The 9,800-nt window shown below is 67.3% G+C and carries 7 protein-coding genes and 1 pseudogene; 1 reads left to right on the top strand and 7 read right to left on the bottom strand.

Going from position 1 to position 9,800, the window contains the following annotated elements:
* From E4L96_RS10365 to accD, 3 genes and pseudogenes are all read right to left on the bottom strand, one after another.
* Positions 1-473 (bottom strand): annotated as a pseudogene (locus tag E4L96_RS10365) (SPOR domain-containing protein); the annotation flags it as partial.
* Between the two features lie 11 nt (positions 474-484).
* Positions 485-1,777, bottom strand: coding sequence for a bifunctional tetrahydrofolate synthase/dihydrofolate synthase (folC, locus tag E4L96_RS10360; RefSeq protein ID WP_135207143.1), 1,293 nt, complete (start codon positions 1,775-1,777; stop codon positions 485-487).
* Between the two features lie 99 nt (positions 1,778-1,876).
* Positions 1,877-2,749 (bottom strand): acetyl-CoA carboxylase, carboxyltransferase subunit beta, encoded by an 873-nt coding sequence (gene accD, locus E4L96_RS10355; RefSeq protein ID WP_135207142.1) that lies wholly within the window; start codon positions 2,747-2,749, stop codon positions 1,877-1,879.
* Positions 2,750-2,901: 152 nt separating this feature from the next.
* Between accD and E4L96_RS10350 the strand changes: the two genes are divergently transcribed.
* Positions 2,902-3,939 carry an alpha/beta fold hydrolase gene (locus E4L96_RS10350; RefSeq protein ID WP_135207141.1) on the top strand — a complete coding sequence of 346 codons (1,038 nt, stop codon included), beginning with the start codon at positions 2,902-2,904 and terminating at the stop codon, positions 3,937-3,939.
* 3 nt (positions 3,940-3,942) lie between these two features.
* Here E4L96_RS10350 and E4L96_RS10345 read toward each other — a convergent pair whose 3' ends face one another.
* The 4 genes from E4L96_RS10345 to E4L96_RS10330 form a co-directional block, all read right to left on the bottom strand.
* A complete protein-coding gene (locus E4L96_RS10345; protein ID WP_135207140.1) occupies positions 3,943-6,717 on the bottom strand; it encodes a golvesin C-terminal-like domain-containing protein in 2,775 nt (924 codons plus the stop codon).
* Positions 6,718-6,767: 50 nt separating this feature from the next.
* Complete coding sequence (locus tag E4L96_RS23650; protein ID WP_167758653.1) at positions 6,768-8,276, bottom strand: 2-dehydro-3-deoxy-6-phosphogalactonate aldolase; 1,509 nt, start codon at positions 8,274-8,276, stop codon at positions 6,768-6,770.
* Entirely contained in the window at positions 8,273-9,187 is a 915-nt protein-coding gene (locus E4L96_RS10335; RefSeq protein WP_167758652.1) for a 2-dehydro-3-deoxygalactonokinase, read from the bottom strand. Before E4L96_RS10335 ends, E4L96_RS23650 begins: the two co-directional genes overlap by 4 nt.
* Positions 9,171-9,800: SDR family NAD(P)-dependent oxidoreductase (locus E4L96_RS10330; protein ID WP_135207138.1), on the bottom strand; the 630-nt coding region annotated here is incomplete at its 5' end. The genes E4L96_RS10330 and E4L96_RS10335, both read right to left, overlap by 17 nt.

Here is a 9,800-nt window from a genome sequence, read left to right as displayed (position 1 = left end):
GTCCCAGCGGGTGCGGCGGGGGCGATTGCGGTCGCGGTGCTGGATGGCGTCGCGGCGGGAACGCTGGACGGATCGACGATGGCTTCCTTCGCATCCAGCGCCGCGCTGGCAGGGATGTTGGCCGGGGCGGGTGCGGGCAGCGGGGCGGCCTTTTCCTTGGACGGGATGGCAATCGCGATGTCGCCGCCGATCGGCTTGGGCTCGGAATCGAGAATCATCGGCAGGCCGACGGCCACCGCCAGTGCCAGCGCGATGGCGCCGACCAAGCGGCGGCGCGCGCGCTTCTTCTCGGGCAGCATCGGGTCTGCGGCTTCGCCCTTCTTGCGGCTGCGCGTGGGCGTGGCGCCCTCGCCTGCACTGGAAGCGCGCTTGGAACGGGCCGCCGAGACCAGGTCGGCGTCGTCGCGGGCGGTGTAGTGGCCGCTGTCGTCAGCGGCGTCCTGCTTCTGTTGACCGGATGAGAACAGGCCCATGCGTATGCGATTCAGTGAGTGGTTTTTCGGGCGCTCATCACACCGGCGACGGTGTAGAAGCTGCCAAAGACCACAATTCTATCATTCTCGGTCGCTCTGCTGAGTGCATCGGCGAAGGCGGCGCCGGGATCGGCGAAGGCCTGGACCGTACGGTCCTCCGGCTTGGCGTCGCTCGGCATGGCCGCGATGCGCGCCGCCAGCTGCTCCGCATTGGCCGAGCGCGGCGACGGCAGTTGCGCCACGTTCCAGTGATCGACCACTCCCGCCAGAGGCGCGAGCACGCCGTCGATGTCCTTGTCCGCCATGACGCCGAACACCGCGAAGGTATAGCGGAAGAAGCCCATGTTGCCGAGATTGAGCGCCAGCGCGGCCGCCGCATGCGGGTTGTGAGCCACGTCGTAGATCACCGCCGGGCGGCCCGGCAGCACCTGGAAGCGCCCCGGCAGCTCCACCACCACCAGGCCGGTGCGCACTTCCTGCGCGCCGACCGGCAGCTCGTTGCGCAGCACTTCCAGTGCGGCCAGTGCGGCTGAAGCGTTGAGCAGCTGGTTGGCACCGCGCAGGCTCGGATAGGCCAGCGCATTGCGGCGCTGCGAACGGCCGCCGTAGTTCCATTGCTGCTTGTCGCCCATGTAGTTGAAGTCGCGGCCCAGCAGCCACAGGTCCGCGCCGATGGCGTTGGCGTGGTCGATCAGCGCTTGCGGCGGCACCGGGTCGCTGCAGATCGCCGCCTTGCCGGGCCTGAAGATGCCGGCCTTTTCGAAGCCGATCTTCTCGCGCGTATCGCCCAGGTATTCCTGGTGGTCGATGTCCACGCTGGTCACGATGGACACGTCCGGGTCCACGACGTTGACGGCATCCAGCCGCCCGCCCAGGCCCACTTCCAGGATCACGACATCGAGCCCCGCCTGCGACAGCAGCTGCATGATGGCCAGCGTGGTGAACTCGAAATAGGTCAGCGAGATGGCGCCGCGCTTGGCCTCGACGGCGTTGAATGCCTCCACCAGCGCCTCGTCGGTCGCCATGTCGCCATTGATGCGCGCCCGCTCGTTGAAGTGCAGGAAGTGCGGCTTGATGTACAGGCCCACCTTGTAACCGCCCTGCAGCAGGATCGATTCCAGCATCGAGCAGGTGGAGCCCTTGCCATTGGTGCCCGCCACCATGATCACCGGGCAGTCGAACTTGAGGTCCAGCGCATCCTTCACGGCGCGCACGCGGTCCAGCCCCATGTCGATGTGGGTTTCGGCGTGGCGGGATTCGAGCAGTTCAAGCCAGGAGGGCAGCGTGGTCGGGAGCGAAGACATGATTTCGGAGGCTGGAAAATGAAAACCCGCCACGCCGCTTGCGCAGCCATGACGGGTCGATGTGGAGCAGGCGGGCCCTGGGCTGGCTAAGTCGATGACTCAGGCGACGACTTCCGCCGGCTGGTTCTGCAGGAGCGCCAGCAGGCGCGCGATTTCGGCGCGCATCTCGCGGCGGTCCACGATCATGTCGATCGCGCCCTTCTGCAGCAGGAACTCGGAACGCTGGAAGCCTTCCGGCAGCTTCTCGCGCACGGTGTTTTCGATCACGCGCGGGCCGGCAAAGCCGATCAGCGCCTTCGGCTCGGCCATCACCACGTCGCCCATGAAGGCGAAGGACGCGGACACGCCGCCCATGGTCGGGTCGGTGAGCACGGAGATGAACGGGAGCTTTTTCTCGGCCAGCTTGGTCAGCATGGCGGTGGTCTTGGCCATCTGCATCAGCGACAGCAGGCCTTCCTGCATGCGCGCGCCGCCGGTAGCTGTAATACAGATAAACGGCACCTTCTGTTCCAGCGCCGCCTGCGCGCCGCGCACGAAGCGCTCGCCCACCACGGAACCCATCGAGCCGCCCATGAATTCGAACTCGAAGCACGCCACCACGACCGGGAGGCTCATGACGGCGCCACCCATGACGATCAGCGCGTCGGTCTCGCCGGTGGCTTCCATCGCCTGCTTCAGGCGGTCCGGGTACTTCTTGCTGTCCTTGAACTTGAGGGTGTCGACCGGCAGCACTTCCTGGCCGATTTCGTAGCGGCCGCCTTCATCCAGCAGCGCGTCCAGGCGCTCGCGGGCGCGGATACGCATGTGGTGGCTGCACTTGGGGCAAACGTGAAGGTTGGATTCCAGGTCGGTACGGTAGAGAACTGCCTCGCAGGACGGGCATTTCACCCACAGGCCTTCCGGCATCGTCTTGCGCGCGCCAGCGTCGGAACGCTGGATTCGCGGCGGCAAAAGTTTTTCCAACCAACTCATGGAGACTCCTTGAGGCAAATTCAGAGGGCGAAGTTTAGTCCTTTGTCTCTAATTTGTCGAACCTTGCCTGCGCGGCAACATTGCAGACCGCCGGGTTGACGCCGCTTCGACATTCGGAACAGGATAGGGTTCCGCCCACTCTTGTTCAGCCCATGAAACCACTGTTCGCCGCCCTCGCCTGCAGCGCCGCGCTCGCTGCGCACGCCCAGGATTTGCCCGCCAGTTTCGCCTGCCCGGCCGGCGGCGCGCCGGTGCATGAGGCGGGGTACGTCCCCATCGGGGGCCTGCCGCAATGGGTGACGATCGACGGCGCGGATTGCCGCAAGCCCATCGTCCTTGTGGTCCATGGTGGACCGGGCAACGCCAACAGTCCGTTCGCCAGCGCACTGTTTGGTCCGTGGTACGGCGAGTTCACGGTGGTCCAGTGGGACCAGCGTGGCGCGGGCATGACCTTCGTGAAGAACCCGCCCAAGGAGAGCGACAGGCTCAGCATTCCGCAGCTGACCCAGGACGGGATCGACGTCGCAACCTTCGCGACCAAACGGCTGGGCCAGCCCAAGGCCATCCTGATGGGCGCGTCGTGGGGCTCAGTGTTGGCCGTCCACATGGCGATTGCGAAGCCGGGCCTGTTCAGCGCTTACATCGGCACGGCGCAGCTGGTCAGCCGCGCCGCTGACGGCAAGGCGATGTACGAAATGGCGCTGGCCCGCGCGACGGCGCTGGGCGACCAGAAAGGGCTGGAGGTCGTGCGGCAGTATGGCGCCCCACCCTGGACCAATCCGCGCGCGTTTGGCGCGCTGCGCCGGGTGACCCGTCAGTATGAGAAGGCTGCCACGGTCCCGCCACCCGCGGGTTGGTGGCAGCTCGGCGAGCATTACAAAGCGCACGAGGCGGCGTTCGAGGCCGCCGACGATTGGTCGTACCTGCAGGCCGTGGGGATGCACGGAGACGGCATCCTGGAACCGGTCGACCTGCCGAAGCAATTGGGTACGCGCTTCGCGATCCCGGTCTACCTGATCCAGGGCACCGAGGATTTCGTGACGCCGCAGAGCGTGACAATCTCCTACTTCAACGCCATCACGGCGCCGCACAAGGAACTGCACATCCTCGCCCGGACCGGCCACGATCCCAACCCGCCGATGGTCCAGCAGCAGTATGAGCTGCTGAAGCGGATCGCAGCCGGACGCTGAGGACTACTGCCGTGTGAAAGTGCTGCCGCTGCCCTGGAAGCGCACCGTCTTGCGGAAATTCCCGGCGCCATAGGACACTTCGAACCAGCCGCCGGACGTCACCTGCAGCACGCCGTCGCCGTCGCTGCGCGCGGCGCTGCTGAAGCTCACCGTGCCGCGGAAAGCGCTCGTGTTCGCGCCGGTCTCCGTCACCTGCAGCCGCTCCGTGTCGCCATTGCTGGACACCAGATCGACGTATCCGCTCTCCGCCGCCGTGTAGTTGAAGTTGAGCGGCGCCTTCAGTTCCACGCCAAAACTGCCATAGGTGAGCGTGGAGGGCTGCGCGGTGAACCCCGCGTTGTACACGGTGACACTGCTGTCGTCCTGCGCCATGTAGGCCAGGCTCGCATTCCACGCCGTATTGAAGGCCACCCACCCTTCCGTGTACCCCGGCGCCGCAGCGGGATTGAATGGATAGGCATCCTCCTTCGGGGAACCATCGATCACACCGCGCACCGCCATCAGCTGCCCGGCCCCGCCATTCAGGTAGGTGCTCCAGCCCACGTCCACGCCCTCCATCTCGCGCGCACCGTCATAGGAGAAGTGCCGCCCAAGCGGATTGCGGCCGAAGCCCGCGTCGACCTGCGCAAAGGCGATCTCGCGCAGGCGCTGCCGGGTGGCCGGGTCGGTCAGCACCTGCACCGCCGCCAGCGCCGCCGCCGGGAAGCCCAGCACGTTCCCCGGCTCGTTGTAGGAGGGGATGATCCACGTGCTGTCGCTGTACTTGCGGAAGTCCCACATATTGTCTGAGCGCGCGATCATGGTCTGCGCCCAGGCATCGATCTTGGCCTGCAGCCCGGCCGGGGCGCTTTGCGGATACATCCTCTGGAAGTACGCCAGCCCTTCCATGGTTTTGTGTTCGCTCATGCGCTGGCCCTTGGTGGTTTCCGGCGCGGCCCAGTCCAGGTTCGTGATAATCCACTGCGCCTGGTTGTAGGCGGCATCGAAATACAGCTGCGCGTCCGACCGGCCCTCGCGCAGGGCCACCGTATACATCATCAGGTTCGGCATCACCGAATGCCCCGGCGGGAACTGGCCCTTGCCGCTGCCGTACACCGAATACACGCTCAACATGTTCCCGCTGGGCGCCGGTGACAGCTCGTAATAGGAGATGTTGCCGATGCCCGTGTCGCTCCAGTTGCCGAAGGCGTAGTCGCGCACCCGCTGGTAGTCGGCCTGCGAGATGTACTGCTTCATCATTGGGTAGGCGTACAGGAAGGCCGCCAGCTCGCCCTTGAGCAGCGGATGGTTCCCGGTGGCGGTGCTGTTGACCTTGAGGATGCGGTCCACGCCCCAGTGGATCATCTTGACGATGTCCGGCGCATTGCTGGCCGGTGCGCCCAGCGTCTGGTAGGCGGAATTGAAGCTATAAGTGATCTGGTGCGGCATCCGGTCATAGGCGCTCGGGTTGGACATGTACATCTGCACCAGCGTGGAGACCTCGAACGAGAACTGGTGGGAGTCGCGCCAGGCCAGGCCGTTGGTGCAGCTGTTGCTGGTGCCGAGGTAGCAGCGCGCATCGACCATGAAATCGATCGCCAGCTGGTAGGACACGCGCTCGATCCAGTTCGGCGCGATCGAGAACGGATAAGACGTTTTGCCGCCCGCCTGGATCACGTATTCACCGGTATCGGCCGGGTTGAAGGCAGTGAAATCGCCCACGCCGCCCGAGATCGATCCGCTGAACAGGACCGCAGTCTGTCCAGACTTGACGATGCTGAATGGCGTGCCATCGGCCAGCGCCGGCGCCGTGAACCGCTTCGGCTTGTTGATGTTGTAGCCGCTCAGGTTGATCAGGATATCGGTCCTGGGCGTGCCGCTCGACTGGCCATCGGTGGCGAGACCCGGGCAGCCGGAGAGCGCGCTGTTGAAAAGCTTGAGCTCCTTTACACGGACATACCCATTGTCGCTGGACGAGAGCCGCACCCGGCTCGTGGTGACGGGACTGGAAAACAGCAGCTGCAGGTCGGTGGCCGTGTTGCCGCTGACGGATGCGCCGGGGATGTCGGTCCAGGCGCTGCCGGTCCACGACTGCAGCTTGGCGTTGGCGACGGCGCTGGTGCTGCCGTAGCCGGTGTGCAGGTGGGCGCAGATCAGGGTCGCGGCGCTGCCCAAGTCCACGTCCAGCGTGTGCGGGCCGGCGGTGTTGGCGCTCAGCCAGCGCGATTCATCCGAGATCGCGCCATCGACCGCATTGGAGCCCGCATAGGTGCTGTAGGTCGAGTCCACGGTCACCGGCTTGCCCTGCGCGACGTTGGTGCTGCTGACCGGCTCGAACTTGACCGCGTCCGCGATCGTGTAGCCCGGCGCCGTGGCCAGGATGCGCACGTAGTTCGAGGTACCCGCTGCCAGTGTGTACTGCCCGACCAGCACCCAGCCACCACCTCCGGTTTGCTGGTTCACGGTCTTGCTGGTATCGGTGCCGGTGGCGTGCCGGATCTCCAGTGGCGCGGCGCTCGGCCGGTTGGCCGCGGCGGGCCAGCGCATGTAGACCAGGTAGTCTCCTGCGGTGGGGATGTTGGGCGTCCAGGTGGCGGCCTTGCCGGTGTCCGCGCTGGCGGTGCCGTCCTGCAGATAGTCGGAGCCGTAGTAGCCTGCGTTGAAGGTGCTCGCGCCCCAGGTGCCGGTGACGCTGAAACCTGCGCCGCCGTTATCGATGATGATGTCGTCCGCGCAGGCGGAGAAACTGGCGAGGCTGAGCGCAACACAGCCCAGCCACCGTCGGGTGGTAGTCAGCATTCCTGTCTCCTGTTGTTATGGCATTGCACCCAGGTCCGCTGGGCCGGTACTCAATCCATGGCCGGGCCCTCGACGATGAAGAGACCACCGGCGCCGGGCGCGTCGGCCAGCTGGCGGGGGCTCAGGCGCATGCGCGAGGTGCTGGCGAACAGGGTTCCCTCCGGGCCCTCGCAGACACTGCTCACTTGCAGGGCCGGGATGCGCACCGATTGCAGCAGGGCGCCGTCCGGCGCGATCTGCACGATGGCGGAGCCGCCCCACATGGCGACCCACAGCGTGCCGTCGGCAGCGACGGTCATGCCATCCGGCTTGCCAGGCACGCCGAGGAAATCGGTGACGATGGCCGGCTCGCCCAGCGTGCCGCCGGCGGTATCGGCCGGATAGGCCAGCAACGTGCGCGCCAGCGTATCGATGACGTACAAGGTGCGCTGGTCCGCGCTGAAGCCCATGCCGTTGGGGACGCCCAGGCCGTGCGCCACTGCGCGCGGCGTCTCCTGCAGCTTGGGCGCGTAGTACAGCGATCCGGTGCCGGCGAGGATCCCTTTGTGCATGGCGCCCGCCCATAGACCGCCGCGCGCATCCGTAACCATGTCGTTGAAGCGCACTCCGGCGGGCAGCGGTGCGGCGGGCCCGCGCAAGATCGTGCCGCGCTCCAGGTCCACGTGGCAGAAGCCATGCGCGGTGGTGCCTGCGGCGTGTACCGGGTCCACTGCATGCGGTGCGTCCGGCTGCGCCAGCGGCGCCAGCGACCAGACCGAGTCCTCAATTGAGAGCTCTCCGCAGGCGCCGTCCGGCGCCGCATGGAGCAGGCGCTGTGTCAGCGGATCGGTCCAGTACACCCGCCCATGGGTGGCATGCCACAGCGGTGCTTCGCCGATGCTGGCCTGCGGTTGGCACAGCAGCCAGGCCACCGGGGCGGCCAGCGCGGAGCACAGCCAGGGCATCAGCTCCCGCGCCCGCGCGCCCACGGCGGCGGCACTCATACCCGGCCGGTACAGGTCTCCGCCGATGCCGAAGGATGATGCACCCGCCGCGGCGAGTTCCGCGCAGGTGAGCGCATTGACGCCGCCGACTGCCACCACGTGGGTGTCCTTGGGAAGCACGGTCCGTATCGCCGCCAGGTCGCTTGCATGCCCCGCGGACGGGAACATCTTGAGATGGCGCGCCCCGGCCGCACGTGCGGCAAACGCCTCGGACGGGGTGGCGAAGCCGGGCACCGGCACCAGCCCCGACGCCAGTGCGGCGCGGATAACGGTGGGATCGGTATTCGGGGACACGCACAAGGTCGCCCCGGTGGCGGCCAGCTGCGCCACCTGCTCCACCGTGACGACGGTGCCGCCGCCAATCATCATGCGGTCACCGAAGTGCGCGGCCAGCCGCGCGATGGTCACAAAGGGATCGGGTGAATTGAGCGGCACTTCGGCCACGCGGATGCCCGCATCGAACAGCGCCTCGACCACATCGACCGCTTCTCCGGTACGCAGGCCGCGCAGGATGGCGATGACCGGGACTTCCGCCAGCTCGGCATCCAGCCGCTGCGCGTGCTGCACAGCGCTCATGCCATCTCCAGACGGTGCAGCGCGGTGAAACCGGCCACGCAGGCGGCCCGCGAGTCGACGTACCAGCTGCCGACCTGCATGCTCTCCAGCGCCGCAGCGTACAGCTGGCATAGGGGACCGTTACCGATCAGCGGGATTTGTGCCGCTGCCAGGCCAGGGTGGATCGCCAGCGCATCCGCGATCTCGGCCCCGATCAGCAATCCGCGCAGGAAGGAGGCCGACTCGGTGCGTGGCAGCGCACCGCGAATCACCCGCGCGCGGGCGCCAAACAGCAGCGTGCCCAGGCCGAGCTGGCGCGCACTTCCCAGCCGCACACCTTCGAGGAACGCGTCGCCCACCTGCGCTTCGCCCTCCACGATGGAGGCCAGCAGCCCGGCGCTGGTCAGGCGGTCGTACATCTCGCCGGACATGCTGGTGAAGAAGTCCACCACCTTGCCACCGCTGAAGCGCACCCACTTGGTGTGCGTGCCCGGCAAGGCCACGAAACCATCCCAGCCGCGGTGCAGCTGGGTGAAGCCAAACAGTTCAATCTCCTCGCCGCGCAGGATGTCCGGGCCGCCATCGTAGGCGCGGCGGCAGGCCATGCCGGGTACCAGGCGCACCGGCACGCCGCCGATCACCGTGCCGACCATACCGCGCGCGATCTCGGCCAGGCCTGCCGGGGCGAGCACGTAGGGCACGTCCTGCCAGCCAACGTTCGAGCCGATCATGCCGGCGGCGTAGGCCATCTGAAGGCCCGGCCAGTGCGCAGCCACGGCGCGCATCAGGTCTTCCATGCCCGCGCGATCCAGCTTGGCGACACCGGAGGGGCGGCTGTATTCATCGATCGCCACGCCATCCGCGCCGATCAGGTAGGCGCGGAAGTTGGTGCTGCCCCAGTTGATGCCGACGAAATCATCTGCGCGTGGCACTGGCGCCTCCATCGATGGGGTAGACGCTCCCGGTGACCCAGGAGGCCCGCGGCGAGGCGAGGAACAGCGCCAGCTCGGCCACCTCCTCCGCCGTGCCGAAGCGCGCGAGCGGATGGCGCTCCTTGTTCTTCTCCAATGCGCCGTCCGGACTGTCCGCGAAGGAGGCCCGGAACAGCGGCGTGTCGACCGACGCAGGGGCGATGGCGTTGACCCGGATACCGTCCGGCGCCAGCTCCACCGCGGCGGTGCGGGCCAGGCTTTCCAGCGCCGCCTTGGAGGCCGCATACGCCGCCAGGGTCGGCGTGGCGAAACGCGCATTGATCGACGAGAGCAGCACGACGGAGCCGCCGCCGCTGGCGCGCATGTGCGGCACGCACCAGCGCAGCAGGCGGACGGCGCCGATCACGTTGACGTTATAGATATCCGCGTACACCGCAGGCTCCGTATCGAGGCAGCCGCCCTGCACCTGCATCGCGGCCGCATGGACCACGATGTCGGGTGCGCCGACCGCCTGCTCCACGGCGCGCAACGCGGCGGCCAGCGCGGCCTCGTCCCGCAGGTCCGCCACCGCAGCATGGTCCACCCCGGCGGACGGCACCAGATCCAGCCCGGC

This window comes from Zemynaea arenosa, assembly GCF_004614185.1.
In the GTDB taxonomy this organism is placed as follows: domain Bacteria; phylum Pseudomonadota; class Gammaproteobacteria; order Burkholderiales; family Burkholderiaceae_D; genus Telluria; species Telluria arenosa.
The sequence above is the reverse complement of the archived record's forward strand: the minus strand, read 5'-3'. Positions and strand labels throughout refer to the sequence as shown.